This window comes from Paenibacillus sp. J2TS4 (genome assembly GCF_018403245.1).
GTDB lineage: Bacteria > Bacillota > Bacilli > Paenibacillales > NBRC-103111 > Paenibacillus_L.
The window spans coordinates 242,370-265,923 of record NZ_BOSH01000002.1; the positions used below are offsets into that span (position 1 = coordinate 242,370).

Here is a 23,554-nt window from a genome sequence, read left to right on the forward strand (position 1 = left end):
AAAAGTAAATGGAAATCAATTCGAATCCAATCTACACTTTTGGGGGAATGAGTATGATGTTTGAAGCTTCGGAGGCACTTTCCTTCGGAACGGAATGAGCGCTTTCTTTAGTGTCACATAAATAGAATAACAGCTAGACGGTGATGGAAGGGGAGGGCGCAGGATTGAGAGGATTATATAGGTCATCACCGATATTTCTTCGCTTAATAACGGCTTTTATAGTTGTCTTGGTCCCTTTATTTCTCATTATGCTTACCATCATCGATAAAGGAAAGCAGGATTTGCAAAATAAAATTTCGGAATCTATTGTAAGCAAAAATTTGAACGCATTGCAGTCATTGGAATTTGAGAATGAGAGAATGCTGCGGCTTCTGCTGGAGTTTGTGTTGGATAAAGATTTGCTCGAATTGGCTGCGAGCGGAGATCAAATGGACGGGTATGAGAAGATCGACAAGATCAAACAGATTCAACGCCGCCTCCATCTTATCAAGCAGTCGAGCCCCTTTATTGCTGAGGTTAAGACCTACGTTCCTTCCATTGACCGGACGATCCTCAGCACCGAGTTTCTGACCTCGGTACCTGTCACGGAGATGGCGGCTATGACGAAGGTGAGCCCCGAGCATGAGGGCTCCTGGAAATTCTGGGACGAGCGGGTCTGGATCCGGTTTTATTATGGAGGTACGAAGAATAGCGAGCCCTTATTCGTCCAGAGCATCGAACTTGCGCTGCCACAGCTGCATCAGACGCTGCTGAACGTTCACGGGGAAATGGGGGGGACGGCGGCCTTCATACATGCGTTTGAAGGATGGTCCATCTCCATCGAGGACGATCCGGAGCTGACCGGATGGTTATCCGCTTATTTGCAGTCTCGGCAGGAGGAGGCAGGGATTGAATCGGTCACCTATCAGGACGAGCCCTATTGGGTTGCCTATCGTTATTCTCCATCCATTGGGATTTTTCTGGTCGATTTCGTTCCCGAGAGAAGTATTCTGGGAGAAATGAAAAAATATGAAGCGAGACTGTGGATGCTGTTCCTTGCCTCATTGGCGCTAATCGTTCTTTTCTCCTACTCTATCTATCGGATTATTCACCGGCCTTTGAGAAAACTGCTGTTGCAATTCAGAAGTACTCGTCATGGCCACTTGCAGCCCATGGAGCTGCCGAGCCACGAGGATGAGTTTGCCTACCTGTATAAAGGTTTTAACGATATGGTTGAGAGATTACAAGAGCTGATCAGTGAGGTGTACCAGCAGAAGATCATCAGTCAGCGTCATGAATTGAAACGGTTGCAGTCGCAAATTAACCCTCATTTTCTATATAACTGTCTGTTTGTGTTAAATCAGCTTATTTTATCGGGAGATATGGAAACGGCGTATCGGTTCTCGCTTTCTATCGGGCAATACTTTCAATTTATGACCAAGGACGGGGCTGATGAAATTCCGCTCGAATTAGAGCTTGCTCACAGCTGCACATATGTCGAGATTCAAAAAATATGCTTTGCCGATCGCGTCGAGGTATGCTTCTCCGATTCTGTCCCGTGCAGCCAACCGGTAACCGTTCCTCGCTTAATCCTTCAGCCAGTGATCGAGAACAGCTATAAATATGCTTTTGGAAATAAGCGTTCCGGTGGCCGGCTTCGTATTCATAGCGCGACGGAAGGGACGTTCCTGTCTATAGTTGTGGAGGATAACGGAGATCAACTGAGCGATGATGAAATTGTCAACTTAAGTGAGCGAATTACCGGCTTCCCGGCGGAAAACGAAGATATATCGGGACTGCATAACGTCCATAGGCGAATTCAACTGAAGTTCGGACAGCGAAGCGGACTTGTGCTAAGCCGGTCGCATATGGGCGGCTTGCAGGTGAAGCTCCTGCTCGAGTGCAAACCATAGGTCCATCGATTCGGTTGTCCTAAAAGGAATAACTATTTGGGAATTTCCATCTGTCGGACACACTTTTAGTACTAGGCGGGATATAGATGATGTATCGTTTATTGATCGTGGATGACGTTCCGATCATTGTTGATGGCTTGACGGACTTGCTGTTGGAGCAAGAACGCTTTGACGCTGAAATCTATCAGGCGTATTCCGGGATGGAAGCGGTTGAAATCTTGAAAATCCATAAAATCGATGTAGTCTTGTCCGATATAAAAATGCCGAATATGGAAGGCATTGCTCTGCTGCGCGAAATCAAATCGCAATGGCCAGGCTGCAAGGTCATCTTCCTGACCAGCTATAACGATTTCGATTACGTTCAAAGCGCTCTAAGCTTGGGGGCGTTTGATTACATTTTGAAGACGGAAGAACAGGCCAAAATTGTGCGTGTCGTATCCAGAGCTATCGAGGAATTGGAAGAGGAATTTTCCTCGAAGAAGCTTGTGGAGAAGGCGGAGCACCATATGCTGATGGCTATCCCGTCGCTGCAGATGGAATTCATGAGATCGCTATTGTACGGGAAGAGGAGAGACCACGAGCGGATCGAAGCCTATTTCTCGGAAATACAGCTTCCCCTTCACGGGAAGGATCGGGCATTACTGCTGATGGCACGCATCGATAGCTGGCGCGATATTTCGATGAGACCTGACCAAGAGCTCCTCGTCTATGCCGTCCAGAATATTACAGAAGAGTGTTTGGGGCCAAATGTCGCCTTCTTTGCCATCGTATATGATCAGTCCCGGATTGTCTGGTTCATCCAGCCTAAGAAGACCGATCCGTCTGTATATTCGGAAGAGGATAGGTGGCAGCGGACGTTCTATTTCGTCAAAGGAACATTGGAAACGGTTCAGAACGCGTGCCGGCAATTGCTGCAACTGCCTGTTTCCTTCGTATTAAGCAGGCAGCCATCCGAATGGACAGCTGTTTCTGAGAAGTTCGATCAACTGCTCTCGTTATGGGTTCAAGATATTGGCCTGCAGAGCGAAGTGCTGCTGGTGGAAGGTGACCGGCCGACTCCCCCGCATCTATCGGCGGATAACGTTGGCAAAGCAGTAGGATTCTCTTTGCAAAGGAAAATGCAGCTTCTTGGATATCATCTGGAGAATGGTGAGGTTGAATCGTTCTCTACTGAGCTTTCAGCCGTTTTGCAAAGTTTGAAGTACGAGGACATTCATGATTTTGTCAAAATGGAAATTTACCATTCGGTCTCCTCCATCCTGATGTCTTATATGAACAGACACGGTTTGATGCATAAGGTGATCAATCAGATTCCGGTTGGCAAGCTGCTGAATACAAGCGAAATTGCTTCCTGGGTTGATTTGGCCGACTACTTTCAGCGGCTGGCGGAGCAGATCCTGAGGTGCCAGAAGAACGGAAGGGATGAAAGTACACATATCATTGTCCATAAGATTCATGAGTATGTCCAAGCTCATATCGCCAGCAGCATCTCATTAACGGATCTGGCCGAACACGTTTATCTGAATGCTTCCTATTTGTCCCGATTATATAAAAATGTTGAAGGGATCGGCATCTCCGAATATATAGCTTCGGTTCGCAACGAGAAAGCCAAAAGACTGCTCCGGGAGACCCCTATGCAGATTCAGGAAATAGCCAAAGCGGTCGGGTATCAATCCGGACTCGCTTTTACCCGCTTTTTCAAAAAATACAATAAGGTTACACCTCAGGAATATCGAAACGGAAAATAAAATTATGGTTTGTTTACTAAGGAGGAAGAAAGGCATGTGGGTGAATGCGGAACAATTCGGCGCCAAGCCGGAGTCAGGATACGATAATACGTTAGCGGTCAAGTCGGCGCTGGAATATTGCAAGACGTTGGAGGGAGCTACGCTTGTTTTCCCGCAGGGAACGTACCATTTTTGGCCCGATAAAGCATTCGAGCAGCAGCTGTTCATTTCTAATCATGATCAGGAAGGCTTGCGCCGGATCGCTTTTCGTTTGGAAGGAATGAAGGATTTGACGATCGACGGGCAGGGATCGGAATTGATTTTTCATGGTCCGATCATTCCTTTTATGATCGATTGCTGTCACGGGGTGACGATACGCCGCATGACTGTGGATTGGCAGGAGCCGATGTTCGCTCAAGGAGTCGTCCTTCGCGCAGAATCCGGTTCGTTCGACATCAGGGTTCCGGAAGGTAGGAGCTATCAAGTGGAAAACGAAACATTATCGTTTCATTTTGGAGGCCGCATGGAGCACGTATGGGGCTTGAACGAATTCGATCCCCGGACGAAAGCGCCCGCCTATCAAAGCGGCGACAGGTTAAGCTGGGGAGCTTACGGGAAGCTGCGCGCCGAAGAATCGAGCCCTGGTGTCATTACTTTTCACGGCGTCACAGCACATATGCCGCAAGTCGGAAACATCGTTGTTATGCGATTCGGACGCAGGGAGAACCCGGCTTTCTTCGTGCAGGGAGGGGAGGAGATTCACCTGGAGTCGATCCTCATCCATCATGCTCCGGGCATGGGACTCATAGCTCAGCGGTGTACAAATATCCATTTGGAAAGATTTGATGTCATGCTGAGGAGCGGCACGGATCGGTTGGTGACGGCTACTGCGGACGCCACCCATTTTGTCTACTGCCGCGGCCAGGTGACGATCGATCATTGCTTGTTCGAGAATCAGTTGGACGATCCGTGCAATGTGCACGGCATTTATGCCAGAATCGCTGAACAATGGGGCGATAACCAACTCCTCGTAGAGCTTGTCCACGGTATGGCCAAAGGGATCAATATCGCCGCCTCCGGAGATCGGATCGGCTTTGTCCGCCGGGACTCGTTGTTGACCTATGCAAGCTCGAGGGTCATTGCGGTGGAAAGTCTGAATAAAGATTATATTCTGTTTACATTCGAGCAGCCGCTGACTGATGAGATTCAGGTTCATGACGTGATCGAGAATCAGGAATGGTCTCCCGATTTGACGGTCTCTCACAGCGTCGTTCGGGCCAACCGGGCAAGAGGCTTCTTGATTACGACTTCCGGGAACGTGCTGCTGGAGCATAACCGGATCAGTGCCCCTGGCTCCGGTGTGAAAATTTCCGGGGACGCCAAGAGTTGGTTCGAGTCGGGAGCGGTGAAGCAGGTAACGATTCGCCATAACGAGTTTACAGATTGCAATTATTGCTGCCCTGACTGGGGGAGGGCGGTCATTGATATCGATCCCGAAATCGAGCATCCCGATCGGTATGCAGAGTGCTATCACCGTAATATTCGCATAGAGGACAACCGATTCGCCACCTTCGATGTCGGAATCGTATACGGGCTCTCTATCGACGGATTCACTTTCACCCGGAATGTGATAGAATCGAGTGATAGTTATCCGCCGCATCAGGTGATGAAATATCCGATTGAACTAAAAGCGTGCAAAAATATCAGTATTTCCCAGAATCAATGGGAGAAGAATACATCGCCTGCCGCTTGCATAGATGATCGCCTTATAGAAATCAGCTAGAATGTCGGCAGCAAAGATTGTTCCTGAAGCTGAAGAAAGGTTCTATTGGGAGGGGCTCCGGTTTGGTATCTCGGCTCCCTAGAATTGTCCCATCATATTTCACCGAATAATTCTGACGTATTCCCGCGGCTGATAAGGGGGGAATCCATCGGACTCATGCTCTGCAAAATAGGCGCGCAGAATATAGCTGTCTTCGGGGGAGTTAGGGGAGGAATCCGGAAAATGCCGGCTTGCGATGTATTGATCCAATAATCCTCCGCCAAGCACAAGGGTCAGAAAGAGAAGAGCGCAAGGCAGTATTTTTTTAAGTAACATGAGAACCACTCCTTTACTAAAAAGTGATCCCCACATCAACACAATTTATACAGCAGGGGACTATTGACTTCCGTTCAAACTTGCCAGGGCATTCGCGATAAGCATTCTTGTTTGTCATATTTGTTTTGACAAGAAACCCAATAATCGATATACTAATTGATGTGAATATTAATTTAATAATAAGTTTTTCTTTAGGAGGAGCCTGCGCAAGCGGGTTCCTCCTGTTTTTTTTCAGCTTTAAGGGGGCGAGAGCACTATTTTGGACAAATTAGGCAATGCTGAGGAGTAACAATACGAATGGTTAAGGAGGAACTAGCTTGTCATTGCTGCATGTCGCTATCATGGTACCTTTCATACTTGCTATTCTGGTACCTCTGTCTTACCGAATCCTGAGTCGCATTCATACAGGGTGGCTTATTTTGCCGGGACCGGCCGTCCTTTTTGCCTACTTCCTGGGACAGATTCCGACCGTAAAAGAAGGGAGTACGGTGACCGCGTCCATTCCGTGGATCCCTTCCTTAGGAATCGAGATTACGGTCCATCTGGATGGATTGGGCTTGTTATTCGCTTTACTGATTACCGGAATCGGTTCATTGGTCGTCCTTTATTCCATTTTTTATTTGCATAAAAGCAAAGAGGCCATACATCATTTTTACGTTTATTTGCTTATGTTTATGGGAGCGATGCTCGGCGTTGTGCTGTCGGACAACCTGATGGTTCTCTATGGTTTCTGGGAGCTCACGAGCATTTCCTCATTCTTGCTGATCGCCTTCTGGCACCATAGGGAAAAATCCCGATACGGCGCACAAAAATCGATGATCATCACAATCTTCGGAGGCTTGGCGATGTTCGCCGGATTCCTCCTGGTCTATGTGATGACGGGCACGTTCAGCATTCGCGAAATCATCGGCCAGTTGGACCTCATGGCGGGTCATGCCTTGTTTCTGCCCGCCATGCTGCTTATCCTATTGGGGGCTTTCACTAAATCGGCGCAATTTCCATTCCACATCTGGCTGCCGGATGCTATGGAAGCACCGACTCCGGTAAGTGCCTATCTTCACTCGGCGACGATGGTTAAAGCCGGCCTGTATTTGGTGGCCCGGTTCAGTCCTGTTTTTGCCGGGCAACCGGAATGGTTCTGGCTCGTTTCCGGATTCGGGATAGGCACGTTAATTTATGGTTCCTATCGGGCGATCAAACAAACAGATTTAAAAGCGATGCTGGCCTTCTCCACCATCAGTCAGCTGGGGCTGATCATGAGCTTGCTCGGCCTTGGCTCCGCGTCCGCTTTTTATTCCGGAATTAACGAATCGCTTTTCTATACGGTAGCGACTACGGCTGCTATTTTTCATCTGATCAATCACGCTGTTTTTAAAGGGGCCCTCTTTATGGTCGTTGGAATTGTGGACCATGAAACCGGAACCCGCGACATTCGCAAGCTCGGCGGGCTGATGTCGTTAATGCCCGTTACGTTCTCGATTGCACTGATCGGAACGTTCTCCATGGCCGGCCTGCCGCCATTCAACGGCTTTTTGAGCAAGGAAATGTTTTTTACCGCGGTGCTGAACATTTTGCAAATGGATCTGTTGAACATGCAAACCTGGGGGGCTCTATTCCCGGTCATCGCTTGGGCGGCCAGTGTATTTACGTTTATCTACAGCATGATTCTGCTGTTCAGAACGTTTACAGGCAAGCTGCAGTCCGACAAACTGGACCGCAAGCCGCACGAGGCTCCGATGGGCATGCTGATCTCTCCAGTCGTTCTGGCGTCCTTGGCCGTCGTCTTCGGGCTGTTCCCGAATCTGCTCTCCTACTCTCTCATTGAACCGGCGATGGCGTCGATTCTTCCCGGCTTATTGGCTCCCGGGGAACATTTTCTCGTTTCCATAGACTTCTGGCATGGCTGGAATACGGAAATTTTCATGACGATGGGCGTAGTCGCAGTCGGAAGTTTAGTCTACTACTGGCTGAGACGCACCGATAGAATGCACCGGGGTGCCGAATCCAGCCGGATCTCGCTGAATCGCACTTATGATTGGGGGCTGAGGTCGCTGGAACAGTCTTCCCATCGACTGACGAACGGCTACATGACCGGCTCTATCCGGCACTATTTAATTTATATTTTCGCGTTCTTCATTGTCATTCTGACGGTAGCCATGATTCGTTCCGGCGGGATTCGTCTGGACACGTCAGGCTATGCACCCGTTTCCCTCTACGAAACGGTTGTCGCCATCGTCATGATTCTGGCGGCGCTCGCTGTCCCGTTTGCCCGATCGCGCATGATGGCCATTATATTTACCGGCGCTGCCGGATACATGGTCAGCTTGTTTTTTGTTCTTTTCCGGGCACCGGATCTGGCCTTGACGCAATTAATCGTGGAGACGGTGTCGGTCACGCTGTTCCTGCTATGCTTCTATCATCTGCCTAAATTAAGAAAAGAAGTAACAGCAATGCGCTTCAGACTGTCCAATTTTGTGATCTCTATTGGAGTAGGGGCCGTTGTAACATTAATTGCTTTTGGAGCGTTAAGCGGCAAATCATTCGATTCGATCTCCGATTATTATCTCAAGGAAAGCTATACTTCCGCCGGCGGGAAGAACGTGGTCAACGTCATTCTCGTAGATTTCAGGGGCTTTGATACGATGCTGGAAATCGTTGTTCTCGGCATAGCGTCCTTGGGAATTTATGCCTTGATTAAACTAAGGCTGGATTCGGGTGAACTGGGAGTCAAGCTTCTGAAGGGAAGAGGGGGAAGAGCGGATAGAGCCGATGCACGGCAGCCTCTCTATGCCAGAAGCAATGATGTTATGCTGATCACGGTTTCCAAAATCGCGATTTTCATCATTTTGACGTTTTCCTGGTATTTATTTTTCGCAGGTCACAACGACCCGGGAGGCGGCTTCATCGGCGGACTCATGACCTCCGCTGCGTTGGTGCTGCTTTCCATTGCCTTTGGTTTGAAGCTGTTTGATAAAGTCTTTCCGATCGACTTCAAAAAAGTGATGGCGTCAGGGCTGTTGACGGCGCTGCTTACAGCGATGGGCTCCTTCCTGTTTAACGTTCCATTCCTGAGTCATGCCTTCGGACACGTTAATTTGCCGTTATTGGGAGAGACGGAGCTGGCCACCGCTGTACTATTTGACCTGGGCGTCTATTTGGCCGTCGTTGGCGTCACCATGACCATCATATTTACGATTGGGAGGGACAACTAGCCGTGGAATTGATAATGTCTTTAGCCATCGGCATCCTATTTGCCATCGGGGTTTATTTGATCTTGTCCAGGAGCTTGCTGCGAATCATTCTAGGCACGTCTCTGCTTACTCACGCCGTCCATCTGCTGCTGCTTACGATGGCAGGGCTTAAAAGAGGGGCCGCACCGCTGCTCGGCAAAGGAGCGGAAGCTTTCGTCGACCCATTGCCGCAAGCGTTAATTCTGACTTCGATCGTCATCAACTTCGGAGTCACGTCCTTCTTTTTCGTATTGGCGTACCGCTCCTACAAAACTTTGGGAACAGACGATATGGAACAGCTGAGGGGGACAGAAGATGAATAATGTAATCGTGCTCCCGCTCCTTATTCCTTTGTTCACCGCTGTCATTCTCATCTTTTTCAAGGAAAAGATCACGGCGCAGAAATGGATCAGCGCGCTGAGCGGCCTATTGAATATGGCCGTGGCCGGCTTCATTGTGTATCAGGTCCGGACCGAAGGCATTCAAACGCTGAATATGAGCGGCTGGCTGCCGCCTTTTGGCATCGTGTTCGTCGTCGATATGTTTGCCGCGCTGCTCGTCCTCACTACAACGGTAGTCGGGATCGCCTGCTTGTTCTATGCGTTTCGCAGTATCGGCGAAGAGAGAGAGCGAAATTATTTTTATCCGTTCTATCATTTTTTGCTGACGGGGGTGCTAGGTTCCTTCCTGACCGGCGATTTATTCAATCTGTTCGTTTGCTTCGAGGTCATGCTTATCGCTTCCTATGCGTTGATTGTGCTGGGAGGAACGAAGCGTCAGCTTAGGGAAACGTTAAAGTATATTTTGATCAATATCGTTTCTTCCACTTTATTCGTCGCGTCCGTCGCCTACCTGTATGCTGCTGTCGGGACTTTGAATATGGCGCATCTCTCTCTTCGTGTGGCAGAGGTGGGGCAAGGCGGAATTTTGACAGTGATCGCTATTTTGTTTCTAATCGTCTTTTCCTTGAAGGCCGGGTTGTTCCTGTTTTTCTGGCTCCCGGGCTCCTACAGCGCGCCTCCCGCCGCAGTAACCGCCTTGTTTGGTGCGCTGCTAACCAAAGTCGGACTCTATGCGATCATTCGCATGTTTACGCTGATTTTCCATCATGATTCGAGCTTTTCTCATACGTCGATTGGTTGGATGGCCGCGGCGACGATGCTCCTGGGCGGGCTTGGAGCGGTAGCCTATTCCGATATTAATCGCATTCTAAACTACAATGTCGTAGTCAGTGTCGGATTTATCGCTTTTGGTTTAGCCGCCGCTACACAGGATTCATTGGACGGAGTCGTATTCTATCTGATGCACGATATGGTCGCCAAAGCTTTAATGTTCTTCCTAGGGGGCATGATCATTGCGGCGGCCGGGACTTCTCGGCTGCAGGAGATGGGCGGCCTGATTAAACGGTATCCGTGGATGGGCTGGATGTTCTTCGTCACGGCGCTAACGCTTGTCGGTGTACCTCCGCTGAGCGGATTTACCGGGAAGCTGCTGATCGTCCGGGGCGGGCTGGATGCGCAATTGTATGGATTGACCGCGCTCGGTCTCGCATCAAGCTTGATCGTTCTGTATTCTATGATGAAAATATTTATGCAAGCGTTCTGGGGAGAAGAGAAGCTGAATCCGGACCGTCCACGCACGAAGGTAAGTGGAATGGGAAGTGCGGCGGCAGGAATGTTTATTGTCATGATCTTGCTTGGGCTTGGTTCCGAATGGGTCTACTCGTTGGTTTCACAGGCGGGGGAAGGACTGTTCAGACCGGAACTGTATATCGAAGCTGTATTAAAAGGAGTAGGATGAAATGGCAATCCAAATTCTGCTAAATTTATGTATCGCGCTGCTGTGGATGTTTCTGAACAATAGCGCTTCCGCTTCTCAATTCCTCATGGGGTATTTAATAGGGCTCATTTTTATAGGTGCTTTAAGACGCTTCTGGCCGCAGCCATTCTATGTGCAGAAAATATGGGCCATTGTGAAGCTGTTGGTCCTGTTTCTGAAAGAATTGATTTTATCCAGCTTTTCGGTCATTCGTCAAGTGATTCGGCCGAAGCTTAATATTCGTCCGGGTATTTTTGCTTATACGACGAATTTAAAGACGGATTGGGAAGTGACTTTGCTGTCCTGTTTGATTTGTCTGACACCGGGAACGCTCACTCTGGAGGTTTCCCGGGACCAACGAACGTTATATATTCATGCTATGGATATGGATGACGCGGAAGTCATTTCGCAGCAGATTAAAGATTCGTTTGAAAAAGCGATAGTGGAGGTGACGCGGTGATGATAACCCCTATATTGCTGGTGTCGCTGCTCATTATTGCTCTTTCCATCCTGGCCTGCATGTATCGTTTGCTTAAAGGCCCTTCCATGGCAGACCGAATTGCGGCTCTGGATACGATTGGTGTCAATCTGTTGGCGATGGTGGCCATCATTTGTATGCTGCAGAAGACACAAGCCTACATGGATACGATTCTGTTAATTGGAATCCTTTCTTTTATCGGGACGACGGCTTTGGCGAGATACATTGAAAGAGGTGTTGTCATTGAACGCGGGGACGATGAGCATGATCATTGAATGGTTGGTAGCCTTGTTAATATTGTTCGGCGCTTTGCTTAGCGGGCTTAGTTCATTTGGACTCGTTCGTTTGCCGGATGTCTATTTGAGATCGCATGCCGCTACCAAAAGCGCTACGCTCGGCGTGCTCTGCATTTTGACGGGGGCATTCCTGTATTTCATGCTATTCCTGGATCAGATCAGCGCGAAGCTTCTGCTCGGAATTGTCTTTATCTTCATTACTTCTCCGATAGCGGGGCATTTAAACGGAAGAGCTGCATACAGAACGGGTGTTCCGCTGTGGGAGAAAAGCGTACAGGATGATCTGAAGGACGCGCTCAAGCGCGAGCGGGACGCCCAGTCTTAATCCATTAAGCCGGGAGCTTATCTATTCCCGGCTCGCAGTGGTTGGAGGCTGCGCGGACAGGTTGTAACTTATTCAATTCATTCAAAAAACCGGGTTCCCCTGCGGGAATCCGGTTTTCATATAACAGCGATCGGAAGTCCAAACTTGGCTTGCAGCGATGACTAAATCACCGGTCTTTTAAGCTCGGTGACAAAGGAAGGCGCTATCGCACCTGGTAGCGTTTTTCAACGCGTTTGCCCGCATACCATAGAATGAATAATACGGCTGCGACTAGCACAATACGCCACGGATAGTAAAATAGCCCCTGCCAGTCATGGCCTATGAAGGACATCATAAAAACCATCACTGACTTGCCGAGCAGAACGGAAGCTACATAAGTTCGCAACGGAACCGTGCTGATTCCCGCGGCAATATTAACGAAAAAAGAAGGAGTAAACGGAAAACAGTACATGACAAACAGAGGAGTAAACCCTTTGCGCTCAATCCAGCTAAAAAAACGATCCGCCTTCGGATATTTGTCCGCTATGTACCGGCTGAATCGTCCTCCAAACCGGCGGGCCAACAGAAAAATGAGACAGGCTCCAATGACCGTCCCTATCCAGGAGTATAGAAATCCCAGCCATAACCCATAAGCAGACGCGTTGCCTGCGACAATTATGAACAATGGTAAAAAAGGAAGGAGGGCCTCGATCGCTGGAAGTCCGATGCCCGGAATCGGGCCAAGGGAAGAGTAATCGTGCAACAGTTCTTGAATTTGCTTCATGTCTAATTGTGAAAGAAATTTATAAATGCGCTCAAACCACTCTATCATTTATGCACCTTACCCTTATGATTATTCTGATTGTACCTGCACGGGTACTTGGCTGCGAAAGCTCTCTGGGAGAACCGGCTTCCCATCCGGTGCCCCGTTCCACTACGTTCTTTACCTGACCCGCTCATCCACTTATTATTTCCATTATAAAGGATGGATAGACTTTATTAAACTATCCCCTGGCGGGCCCTGCTCTTGGACCTTCGTCGGGAAACTTCCCGGACTATAGTCGGATAAAAAGGGGGGGTCAGATATTCGTTTCTGCCACTCTATTATTCTAAAGCTATTGGAGGGTCGGTGAAAGGTGAAATCCTGGCAAATTATAGAAGGAGATTCTCAAGACGAGGGATTCTCATTGCCTAAAGCTCTCGGATAGAGTCCCAGTTGCAGGGAAGTAAAGGTAAATCTCAAACTGTTGAAAAAAGCATCTATGTCGCTCGTATCCGTCCTATAGTAAAATAGAATGCGAGAATGATCTGATGCGAATGAGTGCATTTTGTACGAAAAATCGTACAAAAGGGCGCGCGAGATCCGAGTACAGTGAAATAAAAGTAAAAATAGAGTGCATTTTTATTCGCGAATGCCTCGGGTGTCGAGTGTAAACGATAACCGACTTTCAACAGTCTGAAATCTGCATCCGTTTCGTCTGAAAATCTTAGGTGGCAATTGGAACAATGGATAAAATACTTTTTTAGAGGCTTTTTTACAGACTTTTAAAGGCAGAAAATCATAAAATCAACCCTGAAATAGGTATAAAATGGTATACTATACTAAAATCAAATTAGTCTATACATACGGTTCCAATAGATGTTAGCCAGACCAATACTATCATTCCTTGGAGAGAATATGAAAAGTCCTTATAAAAAAATAATGAAAATCATAGGGGCAGCTGCCATCATTGCCATATTGCTATTGTTTGCGATTTTGTGCATTTTTCAGATCGTCTTCGTACTTGGCGTATGGTATCAGGATTACTATATGTAGAACAGTCCTCTAGGCAGAGACTAACCGAGAATAAGCGAATAAATTGAAAGGGGTTTCATTAAGCATGGCTAAGGAATGGAAAATAGTGTTCGATGCCCCGGCCACCTTGGAAGGACATAACACTGAGGAAAGCTGGTACCTGGGGGATAGTTTAGATGTTTGAAGTTTCTGGGGCCCTTTCTTGTGAACCTAACAATCTGGAAATCTTTATTGCCGGATATATAATAGACTAAAATGGAATTCATTAGATGGGAGAGGGATTAAGATGGGAGCCATGAGGCGTCTGGTTGGATTTGGAGACAGTCTCACTGCCGGTGTATTTATACAGCCGGAAGAAAGCTTTCTATACCGGTTGGGTCAGCGTTTCAGTTTGGAGACCGTGAATGCCGGAGTTCCCGGCAATACGAGCACACAAGGTCTTAAGCGGATGAAGGAAGATGTGCTGGACCGCCATCCCGACTTTTGTACTGTTGTGTTCGGAATGAACGATCATTATGCGATAGGACCGAACCAGCCGAATGTCTCCGTGGAGGATTTCCGGCTGAACCTCGAAAGAATCATTCAGGCTTTGCGAACTATCAAGTGTGTGCCGATTTTGTGTACGGTTCATTCGATACTCGAAGGAACCGACACCTCCTATTATTATGGCCGCCATCCACGCGTATGGTACGAAAATCCGGTTGGAGCACAAGCATGGATTGATCGGTATAACGAGATGGTAAGAGAGGTATCGCTCAAGACAGATACGACACTTGCGGATGTCGCAGAGCGCTGGCGAAATGAACTGCTTTCCGGCGTGAAGCTGGGTGATCTTCTGCGCACGATGGAGAACAGCGGCAGTGACGACGGGACTCATCCCACCGCTCTCGGTCATGCAGTCTATGCCGATTGTATAGGAGAAAGCTTATCTGCAATATTAAATGAATTAATTAAATAATGAATGACGTATAGGCTGCAGAAGTAGTCCTATAAACAATAAAACTACGGAGAATGTTATGGTTATTAAAACGATTAATGTAAACGCGAATAAGATTGAAATTAGGCAAGCGGCATTTGGAGATAAATCTGTTTTCCGCAATTTAATGCAATTGTATCAATATGACACAAGTGACTTCGCCCAGCTCGATCCGGATTCGCACGGGTTATTTGAATATCGTTATCTGGATCATTATTGGACGGATTATGGTATAGAGGCGGAGGGAAGGATTGCATTGCTTGTCAAAGTCAATGATCAATTGGCAGGATTTGCATTGATAAACAACTTTAGTATGCTGCTCGAGCGAAACTCAACCACACGAAGCATGGCTGAATTTTTTATATTGAAAAAATGGAGAAGGCAGTCGATCGGCAAGACGTTTGCCACGGAAATTTTCGATCTATTTCCTGGACATTGGGAAATCAAGCAAGAAAGAGATAATGTTCAAGCTCACTCCTTTTGGCGAAATGTTATTAATCATTATACCAATGGAATTTATAGAGAGTTCGATATGAAAGAGGAAAGATGGGACGGGCCCATGCAAGTATTCGATAATGGGAGATAATGCAGAACTATGTCCGACGAACCGGGAAATTGGAATGGCACCATTGATTAGCAGGCTTATAAATGCTGCGGTGCGGTAAAACCAGCCTAGAAGAAGCGACTCCTGAAGCAGCTCAAACGATCCGACAAGGATATTATTTTTATTCGTTAGCTAAGCGAGAGTTTTTATAAAGGAGAGAGCAGTATGCGTTTACTTGGTAAATCGGCGATTATTACAGGAGCTAGCCGGGGAATTGGCAAGGCGATAGCGATGAAGTTTTTGCGGGAAGGGGCCAAGGTGCTCTTATGCGACATAGACGAAGCAAGATTGAATGCTGCGCGTGATGAGCTATCCTCTCTCGGGGAGACACACCGTTATGCCGTCGACGTGACGAGCAGGGAGGAAGTCCAAGCGATGACGGATTATGCCGTCCGCGAGTTCGGCGGGGTAGATGTGCTGGTCAACAATGCGGGGATCGCCCGCTTCGAGCCCTTTCTTGAGATTACCGATGCAAGCTGGAATGCGACGCTTAATGTCAATTTGACCGGCACCTTCCTTTGTTCGCAAATTGTCGCGAGATACATGGCCAAGGAGCAGAAGGGCTGCATCGTTAATATGGCCTCTACCAACGGGATTCTGGGAGAAGCGGAGCTGGCCCATTACAATGCCAGTAAGGCCGGGGTTGTGCTATTAACGAAGACGATGGCGATTGAATTGGCCCCTTACCATATAAGGGTTAATTCGGTATGTCCCGGCTCTATTAGAACCGAGCTTGCCGCTGAGGGCGGACAAAGTGAGCAGAACCTTCATCAATACACGAGCAAAATTCCGTTAAACCGGCATGGGCATGCGGAAGAGGTCGCCAATGCCTTCGCTTTTTTAGCTTCTGATGAAGCCTCTTTTATTACGGGAACGGAATTGGTCGTCGATGGCGGACAAATTTGTCAGGAGTAAAGAAAGGGAGAAGAGCATGTATCATACCATTATCCATCGTTGGGTGGAAGCCAATCGGGAGCGTCTGCTGGATTGGAATCGGCAGGAATGAGATTGAGGCCTTTTTTCATTTAGTGGAATGTTTCGCTATGACGATGATCGATTGGTGCGGTGTGGCCCAAGATATTAACAGTTAACGTAATAGATAGCAACCAGAAAGCAGGCAGTTTACGGCTGCGCATTTGTCCGGGCTCAATAATAAAAGAGAGGTACCGGCTGTTATTCCAAGGGGAGTTTTTAACGCCCAATATTACTGAAAACAACCCTAAAGCCAGATTGAGTAGCAGATCGCGACATTATACAATGATTTCAAGCCATAGTTATCGATTGACTATTGGACACTACAATGAAGGAAGGTCGTTATGGTTCTCAATTTGTCCTTGTTTGTTTTATTGCTTTTGCTTTCTGCTTTTTTTGTGGCGACGGAGTTTGCGATTGTAAGGGTGCGTTCCAGTCGTGTCGATCAGCTCGTGTTGGAAGGCAATAAGGGGGCGCTCGCCGTTCAACGGGTTACGTCGAATCTGGACGGATATTTGGCCGCCTGTCAGCTGGGGATTACGATTACCGCAGTGGGGCTGGGCTGGTTGGGTGAGCCGACGGTTGAACGGGCTTTGCTTCCGGTATTTGAATATTTCAAAATTAACGAAAACGTCAGTCATCTCCTGTCCTTCGCCATTGCCTTTGTATCCGTCACCTTCTTCCACGTTGTTCTGGGAGAGCTGGCTCCCAAAACGATCGCCATTCAAAAGGCGGAACAGGTATCCGCTTATTGCGCGCCGATCATAATCATGTTCTACAAAATGCTGTATCCTTTTATATGGATTATGAACGGAACGGCTAACGCTCTTGTCAAAATATTCGGGATTAACCCGGCCAGCGAGCTGGAGGAGGCGCATTCGGAAGAAGAGATCCGCATCATTCTGTCGGAAAGCTATCAGAGCGGTAAAATAAATAAGACGGAATTCGGTTATGTGAATCGAATTTTTACCTTTGATGAATTGCTGGCACGGGAAATTATGGTGCCGCGAACCGATATGATCTGCCTGTATGCGAATAAATCACTGGAAGATAACCTGAAGATTATTAAGAAAGAACAATTTACCCGCTTCCCTGTTGCCATGGAAGACAAGGATCATATTATCGGGATTGTCAATACGAAACAGTTTTTCCTGCAATATGACAGTAATAAACAGCTCGATTTTCAATCGCTGCTGCAGCCGGTTATGACGGTTCCTGAAGTGATGCCGGTTAAAGCGCTGCTCAAAAAAATGCAGCAGGAGCAAGTCCAAATGGCCTTGCTGCTCGATGAATACGGCGGCACGTCGGGATTGATCACTATTGAAGATATTTTGGAGGAAATCGTCGGGGAAATCCGTGATGAGTTCGACAAGGATGAAAAGAAAGAAATCGAAAGCCTTGGCGATAATCGCTACTTGGTTGCAGGGGTTTTGCTGGTCGATGAGCTTAACGAAATTATGGGCACTAACATCCAGGATGAGGATGTGGATTCGATAGGGGGCTGGCTGTACAATCGCAAGCCTGATTTACAGAAAGGGGAACCGTTTCATTATGATTCCCTTACCTTCATCGTAAGAGAGCGCGACCAAAATCGGATTCGCAAAATCGAAATCATTCAGCAGAAGGAAGGAAGGGACGCTCCTTCCAATTAACCGAAGCTTAAGACAAGCTGGTTGCTGTCCATAGCCTATACTTTGGGGCCCCAATAAGGGCCCTTTCTTGTTGACACTGCCCTGGATCATGAACATAATAACAATATGGAAAGCGCTCTAAGCTTAAGGAAGTTGCTATGGTAGGAGGTTGCTATCGTGAGTCATACACTGGAATCTATCGCCAAGCTGGCAGGTGTATCCAGAGGAACGGTCTCCAGAGTCGTGAATAATCAGCCAGGGGTTAAGGCCTGTGTACGCGATAAGGTTCTAAGAATCATTAAGGAAACCGGCTACCATCCCAATGCGCAAGCTCGCAGCTTGGCGGGAGGCAAGACCCATAATATCGGTGTGGTCGTGTTTGGCGATGAACCGAATTTTTTGACCCATCATATTTTCTATGAAGTGCTGCAAGGAATTCAGGGTCATTTGACCTCGCAGGATTATGATCTGCTGCTGTTTTCGAATCGTTCGGAGTCCGATCAACAATATTGGAGACGGATCGGGGACAGACGCAAAGTCGACGGCTTAATCGTGATGGGCGAGCATATACGGGAGGAGTATCTTGTTTATTATTACGAGAAACAGCTTCCTTTTGTAACGGTGGGGAAACGTTACTTTCACCAGATTCCTTTAGTATGTGTCACATCAGATTACAGGCAAGGGGCCTACAGCGCAACAAGACATTTGCTGGAGCAGGGAAGAACGAACATCATGTTCTTGCGGGGCTATCCGGATACGTATCATGAAGAGGAGAAGAGGGCGGGCTACGAGCAGGCCTTGAGGGAAGCCGGGAAGGTCTTGAATCCTGCTCTAATAATTGACGGACAAGCTCGGCAGGAACCCGCCTGCGCAGCTGTCCATTCAGCAATGGAAGCCGGTCTTTCGTTCGATGCCGTGTTTGCGGGCAATGATCTGATGGCTTTCGGCGCTATCGAAGCCCTGAAGGAGCACAATCTCGCAGTTCCAAGAGACATATCTGTCGTTGGATATGACGATATCCAGACGGCCGCTTATTTCACTCCGAAGCTGACTACCGTTTCCCAGAACAAGCAGCTGCTGGGAGCACAGGCAGCCGAGTTATTAATGAAGCTGCTGAATTCCGAGCTTGACGTGAATCAAGCGCATGATCGGTTAGTCCATAACGAATTAATTGTACGTGAAAGCTCTGTCCTCCTGACATCCTGACAGCAGGAGGGCAGTTTGATTAAGAAGGCGCTATTGGGCCGCGGTTCTTGAAGAAGAATGAGAAACATCCAGTATAAGATTGACAGAATCGGCTAAATAAAAGATAATTTTATTAAATGTGGGAGCGCTCCCGAAAATTATTTGCTTACGGAGCGAATATTTAGAGGATTGGTAAACTAAAGATGGATAGAATAGTTGGAGGCCATGGGATCATTCTTCCATTTTAATCATTATTCTGGGAGCGCTCCATAACTATTGGAGGTAGAAACGATTGATAAACATATCGCAACATTATGATGTAGCCGTTCTGGGCGGAGGACCTGCGGGAATTACCGCTGCCCTTTCGGCGGCCCGAGCGGGAGCCAGAACCATTATCGTGGAAAGATACGGGTACCTGGGAGGAATGTCGACGTTAGCGATGGTCTATCCCTGGATGACCTTCCATGCCCCCTCCGGCGAACAGGTGATTCATGGGACAGCCCAAGAAATTGTGGACCAATTAATCAAGCGTAAAGCTTCGCCGGGCCATTTAAGAGACACGATCGGCTTTGTATACTCTGTTACCCCCTATGAAGCTGAAGCCTATAAAGTGCTGGCTAACGAAATGCTGCAGGAGGCTGGGGTCGATTTATTGTTCCATTCTTTGGTAACCGGAGTTGAAATGGATGATAAGGCAATAAGGAAAGTCCAGGTCCATCATAAAGGAGGGCGATCCGATATTTGTGCTTCCGTTTACGTCGATGCGACTGGAGACGGGGATGTCGCGTACATGGCTGGAGCGGAATGGGAACAAGGGAATAAGGATAACAAAGTTCAGCCGATGACGATGAAATTCCGTATGAAGGGGGTTTCCCTGGAGGAAGTCAAGCAATACATGAAGGAACATCCCGAACAATTTTATGAGAAGACGATGATCGATGAGCTGGATCAATATCCTTTAACAAGTGTGATGGGGTTCTATAAACAATGGAAGGAAGCCAATCTTTCGATTCCGCGAGAAGGCATTTTATTTTTTGCCGGACCGAGAGAGGATGAAGTACTGGTTAATGTAAGCCGGGTATCCGGATTGGATCCAACCCAGGTCGAAGGATTAACCCAGGGGGAGATCGAGGGACGCAAGCAAGTGATGGAGCTGGAGAATTTCTTTCAAAAGTCGGTTCCCGGCTTTCAGAATTCTTATGTTTCCCATGTTGGAACTCAAATCGGAATTCGTGAATCGCGGAGGATAATGGGCGAGTATACGCTGACTGGACAGGATGTGCTGGATGCCCGCAAATTTGAAGATGTCATCGCGAGGAGCGCCTACCCGATAGATATTCATAATCCTGAAGGCAAGGGGATAACGGCTAACTTTATTAAGGAAGATGGCATTTACGATATTCCTTATCGATCCCTTGTACCCAGAGGAATGCCTAATTTATTGCTTGCCGGCAGATGCATTTCAACCACTCACGAAGCCCAGGCCACCGCACGTTTAACCCCGAGCTGTATGGCGATCGGCCAAGCCGCCGGAACCGCCGCGGCCATTGCTTCTAAGGGAAATTATCGTACATCCGACGTTCCCATGGCCGAATTGCATCGTCAACTGATAGAGCATAACGCCAATTTAGGATTTAATTAGATCAAAGGTACCGATAGGAAATAAACTGGAAAAATGATGTTATCGTCCTGACAATAATGATTTTTAGCAGGATGAAGACGGTATTCCGTCCAACCGATACCAATAACCCGGAGCGCTAATGGCTTCGGGTTTTGTTTTCAGTTTTGTATCTAGTTTTATCTTAAGCTGCAGAGTCATGACGCCGGTCATTGACATCCGCTCCATAAGTTTTTAATATTTATACAATAGAAACAAAAATCGGCTGGTCATCAATGGGCAGAATTGTCTACTAGATAAAGGAGGGAGCGGGAGATGCAACGAATAGAAGACAGTGGGGGAAAGAATAAAATTTCCGTTATAGATGACATTGATTTCGAGGAGGGCCAGCTATGCGAAACGACACGACGAATTGTCATCGTTAGTCCACAACCCGCCTCTATCCGCTCTTTGTTTGTTGCGCTTTCGATTCGCTGTTATGATGTCCTTGTCTTTCACCATGAGCATGATCCCCTTTTGCTGACGATTGAGAGTGACTTGTTTATCGTTGATCGGACCCTGGGGGTTTCTTCAGAGCCAATCGAAGAGTCCGAAGTGAATCGCACCATTTTATATTTGTGCAAACCAGGTGATGAGAATAATGGTCATGCCCACGTCCTTGAGTGGCCATGCACTATTGAAAGGGCGGTTGAGAAGATCGAAAAGCTGGTCAGTCGCAACCCCTCTGCTTATGGTTCGCAGGGATCAGGCGAGCTGCTGAGGCTTAAAGATCTCGTTGTCGATCTGAAAAGGATTATCGTTCGCAAAGCCGGCTCCAAAGTGGAGCTGACAAAAACCGAATTTGATCTGCTTAAAGGGCTGCTTTTGAACGGAGGAGGTGTCATGACTCGGGAAGAAATGATGTCTTTTGTCTGGGGTGACAGCTATTTCGGCGGCAGCAACTCGATTGATGTTCATATTAAAAGCTTGCGGCGTAAATTAGACGATAACCCTAGAAATCCAAAGTATATTGCGACAGTGCGAGGAGTCGGTTACCGGATCGCCGATTGATTGCGTGCGCTAGGAGCAGGTCTTTCTACGATAGGCTTGATCAGAAGAGGAACCCTTCATGAATATTCATGAAGGGTTTACTATTTCTTCATCAAACCTTCATGAATCGTCATGAAAGAGATGCTATAATTATTTTATAATCATTTTCAGTTTATAATAATTATAATAAAAGGGGCGGTTATATGTATAAATCCGTTATTATTGGAACAGGCCCTGCAGGATTAACAGCGGCTATTTATTTGGCGCGGGCGAACTTAAAGCCATTAATTATCGAAGGGCCGGAGCCTGGAGGTCAGCTGACAACGACGACCGATGTCGAGAATTTCCCCGGGTTTCCCGAAGGGATTCTCGGGCCGCAATTGATGGACAATATGCGTAAGCAGGCCGAAAGGTTCGGAGCTGAGTTTCGCACGGGGTGGGTAAACAAGGCAGACCTGTCCAGACGGCCATTCACGCTTTCGGTTGAGGGGCTTGGAGAAATTCAGGCGGAAACGGTCATCGTCTCGACGGGGGCATCCGCCAAATATCTCGGTATTCCAGGCGAAAGGGAGAACGTCGGCCGTGGTGTCAGCACATGTGCGACTTGCGACGGATTTTTCTTCCGCAATAAGAAGATCATTGTCGTAGGTGGAGGAGATTCGGCCATGGAGGAAGCGAACTTCCTGACCCGATTTGCGTCTGAAGTCGTTCTGGTTCACCGCCGCAATGAGCTTCGCGCATCCAAAATTATGCAGGATCGGGCCCGCGCTAATGAGAAGATTACCTGGGCGTTGAATCGAACTCCGCTGGAGGTAGTGGCAGGGGAGTCCGGAGTCACGGGCCTCAAGGTTAAAGATAATGAAACCGGCCGGGAAGAAATAATCGAGACCGATGGCGTATTCGTAGCGATTGGACATACACCCAATACCGGATTTCTGGAGGGGCAATTAACTGCGGACGAACAAGGATACCTGCTCGTTAATCCGGGTACGACAGAAACGAATATTCCAGGAGTGTTTGCTTGTGGAGATGTACAGGATAACAGGTACCGCCAGGCGATCAGCGCAGCGGGTACAGGCTGTATGGCCGCGTTGGACTGCGAACGATTCCTGGAAGCGACAGAGCTGGAAGCTGTTGTCCGCTAAGAGGCAAGTTGCTGAGAAATATCAGTAACACGTGAGAATGTGCTGTTCAGGCAGCACAGTTCAGAGATGAATGATTAATTGCTAAGGAGTGGTCCATATGTCAGTTAATAATAAAGTAGTCGTTTACACTAGCGCACATTGTCCTTATTGCACTCAGGTTAAAAACTACTTAACCGAGAAAGGCATTGAATTCGAAGAACGGAATATCAGCAAGGACGAGAAATACGCAGAGGAGCTGTGGAATACGGGCGTGCGCTCGGTTCCGTTAACCATCATTGGCGATGAGAAAATACTTGGCTTTAATCAAGCCCAATTAAACTATGCTTTGGCTTAACCGCAGCAAGAAAAAATGCAAGAGACGTAAAAAACCGCCGTCATCGGCGGTTTTTTGTTTTTTCATCCCTTCTATTTCGGCAGAGTCGAATAAATTGGATAAAATTACAATTTCAGCGAACGATTTTCCAATATCCCATTTTTTCCTTGCCGTATAATGGGTGAAGAAAACCAGCTCAACAAAAGTTTAACGTCCTGTACAGCATAGAGAACGGTTGCATAAAAGGGGGGGGAATCAGTTTTAAAAATTGAATGAATCGGAACGAGCCTGAATTAAGCAGGCAGTGAGGGTGAAGGAGATGTGAAACCGCAACTTTGTAAGCGCTTGAACTGACCATCCTCACATTACAGCACCACGTATGCGGGGAGAACAGGCTCCCGGAGAGAACGTGATAAAGAAGGGCTCGCGTAACCTAATGGATG

Annotated in this window: 20 protein-coding genes; 18 read left to right on the top strand and 2 right to left on the bottom strand. The window is 47.7% G+C overall.

Annotated elements, in window-relative coordinates; translation table 11 throughout:
- Window positions 1–164 precede the first annotated feature (164 nt).
- The 3 genes from KJS69_RS05360 to KJS69_RS05370 all read left to right on the top strand — a co-directional run bounded on the left by KJS69_RS05360 (window position 165) and on the right by KJS69_RS05370 (window position 5,402).
- Window positions 165–1,892 carry a sensor histidine kinase gene (locus tag KJS69_RS05360; protein ID WP_213582322.1) on the top strand — a complete coding sequence of 576 codons (1,728 nt, stop codon included), beginning with the start codon at window positions 165–167 and terminating at the stop codon, window positions 1,890–1,892.
- An 86-nt stretch (window positions 1,893–1,978) separates the two neighbouring features.
- Window positions 1,979–3,640 carry a response regulator gene (locus KJS69_RS05365; RefSeq protein WP_213582323.1) on the top strand — a complete coding sequence of 554 codons (1,662 nt, stop codon included), beginning with the start codon at window positions 1,979–1,981 and terminating at the stop codon, window positions 3,638–3,640.
- 34 nt (window positions 3,641–3,674) lie between these two features.
- Window positions 3,675–5,402: a right-handed parallel beta-helix repeat-containing protein gene (locus tag KJS69_RS05370; RefSeq protein ID WP_213582324.1), complete on the top strand. Its 1,728-nt coding sequence runs from the start codon at window positions 3,675–3,677 to the stop codon at window positions 5,400–5,402.
- A 99-nt stretch (window positions 5,403–5,501) separates the two neighbouring features.
- Here KJS69_RS05370 and KJS69_RS05375 read toward each other — a convergent pair whose 3' ends face one another.
- The gene (locus KJS69_RS05375; RefSeq protein WP_213582333.1) at window positions 5,502–5,717 is read right to left on the bottom strand and encodes a hypothetical protein; all 216 of its coding nucleotides are present in this window, start codon (window positions 5,715–5,717) and stop codon (window positions 5,502–5,504) included.
- Between the two features lie 317 nt (window positions 5,718–6,034).
- On the opposite strand from KJS69_RS05375, the gene KJS69_RS05380 reads away from it, so the two are divergent.
- The 6 genes from KJS69_RS05380 to mnhG are packed head-to-tail and all read left to right on the top strand — an operon-like array spanning window position 6,035 to window position 11,864.
- On the top strand, window positions 6,035–8,929 hold the full coding sequence (locus KJS69_RS05380; RefSeq protein ID WP_213582335.1) for a Na+/H+ antiporter subunit A: 2,895 nt from the start codon (window positions 6,035–6,037) through the stop codon (window positions 8,927–8,929).
- Window positions 8,930–8,931: 2 nt separating this feature from the next.
- The gene (locus tag KJS69_RS05385; RefSeq protein ID WP_213582337.1) at window positions 8,932–9,270 is read left to right on the top strand and encodes a Na(+)/H(+) antiporter subunit C; all 339 of its coding nucleotides are present in this window, start codon (window positions 8,932–8,934) and stop codon (window positions 9,268–9,270) included.
- Complete coding sequence (locus tag KJS69_RS05390; RefSeq protein WP_213582339.1) at window positions 9,263–10,747, top strand: Na+/H+ antiporter subunit D; 1,485 nt, start codon at window positions 9,263–9,265, stop codon at window positions 10,745–10,747. Before KJS69_RS05385 ends, KJS69_RS05390 begins: the two co-directional genes overlap by 8 nt.
- A gap of 1 nt (window position 10,748) precedes the next feature.
- Window positions 10,749–11,225, top strand: coding sequence for a Na+/H+ antiporter subunit E (locus KJS69_RS05395; RefSeq protein WP_213582341.1), 477 nt, complete (start codon window positions 10,749–10,751; stop codon window positions 11,223–11,225).
- Window positions 11,225–11,518, top strand: coding sequence for a Na(+)/H(+) antiporter subunit F1 (locus KJS69_RS05400; RefSeq protein ID WP_213582343.1), 294 nt, complete (start codon window positions 11,225–11,227; stop codon window positions 11,516–11,518). The genes KJS69_RS05395 and KJS69_RS05400 overlap by 1 nt, the downstream gene beginning before the upstream one ends.
- Window positions 11,502–11,864 carry a monovalent cation/H(+) antiporter subunit G gene (mnhG, locus tag KJS69_RS05405; RefSeq protein ID WP_213583051.1) on the top strand — a complete coding sequence of 121 codons (363 nt, stop codon included), beginning with the start codon at window positions 11,502–11,504 and terminating at the stop codon, window positions 11,862–11,864. The genes KJS69_RS05400 and mnhG overlap by 17 nt, the downstream gene beginning before the upstream one ends.
- Window positions 11,865–12,066: 202 nt before the next feature.
- Here the strand turns inward: mnhG and KJS69_RS05410 are convergent, their stop codons facing one another.
- Window positions 12,067–12,675 (bottom strand): TVP38/TMEM64 family protein, encoded by a 609-nt coding sequence (locus KJS69_RS05410; RefSeq protein ID WP_213582345.1) that lies wholly within the window; start codon window positions 12,673–12,675, stop codon window positions 12,067–12,069.
- Window positions 12,676–13,924: 1,249 nt separating this feature from the next.
- Here KJS69_RS05410 and KJS69_RS05415 point away from each other — a divergent pair.
- From KJS69_RS05415 to KJS69_RS05455, 9 genes are all read left to right on the top strand, one after another.
- Window positions 13,925–14,596, top strand: coding sequence for an SGNH/GDSL hydrolase family protein (locus tag KJS69_RS05415; RefSeq protein WP_213582347.1), 672 nt, complete (start codon window positions 13,925–13,927; stop codon window positions 14,594–14,596).
- A 58-nt stretch (window positions 14,597–14,654) separates the two neighbouring features.
- Window positions 14,655–15,200, top strand: a complete 546-nt coding sequence (locus KJS69_RS05420; RefSeq protein WP_213582349.1) for a GNAT family N-acetyltransferase — start codon at window positions 14,655–14,657, stop codon at window positions 15,198–15,200.
- Window positions 15,201–15,383: 183 nt separating this feature from the next.
- Window positions 15,384–16,133 (top strand): SDR family NAD(P)-dependent oxidoreductase, encoded by a 750-nt coding sequence (locus KJS69_RS05425; protein WP_213582351.1) that lies wholly within the window; start codon window positions 15,384–15,386, stop codon window positions 16,131–16,133.
- A gap of 401 nt (window positions 16,134–16,534) precedes the next feature.
- Complete coding sequence (locus tag KJS69_RS05430) at window positions 16,535–17,842, top strand: hemolysin family protein (protein WP_213582354.1); 1,308 nt, start codon at window positions 16,535–16,537, stop codon at window positions 17,840–17,842.
- 156 nt (window positions 17,843–17,998) lie between these two features.
- Entirely contained in the window at window positions 17,999–19,027 is a 1,029-nt protein-coding gene (locus tag KJS69_RS05435) for a LacI family DNA-binding transcriptional regulator (RefSeq protein WP_213582356.1), read from the top strand.
- 274 nt (window positions 19,028–19,301) lie between these two features.
- The gene (locus KJS69_RS05440) at window positions 19,302–20,648 is read left to right on the top strand and encodes an FAD-dependent oxidoreductase (RefSeq protein ID WP_213583052.1); all 1,347 of its coding nucleotides are present in this window, start codon (window positions 19,302–19,304) and stop codon (window positions 20,646–20,648) included.
- A 291-nt stretch (window positions 20,649–20,939) separates the two neighbouring features.
- On the top strand, window positions 20,940–21,674 hold the full coding sequence (locus tag KJS69_RS05445) for a response regulator transcription factor (RefSeq protein WP_213582358.1): 735 nt from the start codon (window positions 20,940–20,942) through the stop codon (window positions 21,672–21,674).
- A 182-nt stretch (window positions 21,675–21,856) separates the two neighbouring features.
- A complete protein-coding gene (trxB, locus tag KJS69_RS05450; RefSeq protein WP_213582360.1) occupies window positions 21,857–22,798 on the top strand; it encodes a thioredoxin-disulfide reductase in 942 nt (313 codons plus the stop codon).
- Window positions 22,799–22,895: 97 nt separating this feature from the next.
- Window positions 22,896–23,132, top strand: coding sequence for a glutaredoxin family protein (locus KJS69_RS05455; protein WP_213582362.1), 237 nt, complete (start codon window positions 22,896–22,898; stop codon window positions 23,130–23,132).
- Window positions 23,133–23,554: the final 422 nt, after the last annotated feature.

Excerpts from the sequence above, each read along its gene's own strand:
- KJS69_RS05400 (WP_213582343.1), top strand. The coding sequence starts at position 11,225 with ATGATAACCCCTATATTGCTGGTGTCGCTGCTCATTATTGCTCTTTCC.
- mnhG (WP_213583051.1), top strand. The coding sequence starts at position 11,502 with ATGAGCATGATCATTGAATGGTTGGTAGCCTTGTTAATATTGTTCGGC.
- KJS69_RS05455 (WP_213582362.1), top strand. The coding sequence starts at position 22,896 with ATGTCAGTTAATAATAAAGTAGTCGTTTACACTAGCGCACATTGTCCT.
- KJS69_RS05395 (WP_213582341.1), top strand. The coding sequence starts at position 10,749 with ATGGCAATCCAAATTCTGCTAAATTTATGTATCGCGCTGCTGTGGATG.
- KJS69_RS05370 (WP_213582324.1), top strand. The coding sequence starts at position 3,675 with ATGTGGGTGAATGCGGAACAATTCGGCGCCAAGCCGGAGTCAGGATAC.
- KJS69_RS05425 (WP_213582351.1), top strand. The coding sequence starts at position 15,384 with ATGCGTTTACTTGGTAAATCGGCGATTATTACAGGAGCTAGCCGGGGA.
- KJS69_RS05415 (WP_213582347.1), top strand. The coding sequence starts at position 13,925 with ATGGGAGCCATGAGGCGTCTGGTTGGATTTGGAGACAGTCTCACTGCC.
- trxB (WP_213582360.1), top strand. The coding sequence starts at position 21,857 with ATGTATAAATCCGTTATTATTGGAACAGGCCCTGCAGGATTAACAGCG.
- KJS69_RS05410 (WP_213582345.1), bottom strand. The coding sequence starts at position 12,675 with ATGATAGAGTGGTTTGAGCGCATTTATAAATTTCTTTCACAATTAGAC.
- KJS69_RS05390 (WP_213582339.1), top strand. The coding sequence starts at position 9,263 with ATGAATAATGTAATCGTGCTCCCGCTCCTTATTCCTTTGTTCACCGCT.
- KJS69_RS05365 (WP_213582323.1), top strand. The coding sequence starts at position 1,979 with ATGATGTATCGTTTATTGATCGTGGATGACGTTCCGATCATTGTTGAT.
- KJS69_RS05445 (WP_213582358.1), top strand. The coding sequence starts at position 20,940 with ATGCAACGAATAGAAGACAGTGGGGGAAAGAATAAAATTTCCGTTATA.
- KJS69_RS05420 (WP_213582349.1), top strand. The coding sequence starts at position 14,655 with ATGGTTATTAAAACGATTAATGTAAACGCGAATAAGATTGAAATTAGG.
- KJS69_RS05375 (WP_213582333.1), bottom strand. The coding sequence starts at position 5,717 with ATGTTACTTAAAAAAATACTGCCTTGCGCTCTTCTCTTTCTGACCCTT.
- KJS69_RS05430 (WP_213582354.1), top strand. The coding sequence starts at position 16,535 with ATGGTTCTCAATTTGTCCTTGTTTGTTTTATTGCTTTTGCTTTCTGCT.